Raw genomic sequence first — 447 nt, forward strand, 5'->3', positions numbered from 1 at the left:
GACGAGGAGGCAATCTCGCTTTATGATGCAGCCGAGCGCACTGTGCAGGGCCGCACCGGGAAGGCTGCCGAAAAGCTGCGTGGCTTCCTGGGGTCACGACACGAAAGTGTACTTTACGTACGCTTAGAGTGAACCCAACAAGAACGTTGAGGCTGTTCTGCTGAGAGTTCGATAGACAGTTGGCCGAGAAATAGAAAACAGTTCTGAAAGATCGCTGATGGAGTAATCGCCGGTATCATACATCCGGCGAAGCTCTTTTTGCTGACGTTCAGAAAGCTTGGGTTTCTTTCCGCGTAGTTTACCTTTGTCGCGTGCAACGGCCATCCCTTCACGAGTACGCATCCGGATCAGATCGGCTTCAAACTCCGCGAAAGTCGCAAGGATGTTGAAGAACAACTTGCCCATTGGATCAGACGGATCGTGAATACTGTTCCCAAGTTGAAGCTT

Annotated in this window: 1 protein-coding gene; it reads right to left on the minus strand. The window is 51.5% G+C overall.

Going from position 1 to position 447, the window contains the following annotated elements:
• Window positions 1-123: 123 nt before the first annotated feature.
• Window positions 124-447: recombinase family protein (locus KP705_RS17725; protein WP_215765234.1), on the minus strand; the 324-nt coding region annotated here is incomplete at its 5' end.

The sequence above is a fragment of the Gluconobacter sp. P1D12_c genome (assembly GCF_018812105.1).
Classification (GTDB): Bacteria; Pseudomonadota; Alphaproteobacteria; order Acetobacterales; family Acetobacteraceae; genus Gluconobacter; species Gluconobacter oxydans_A.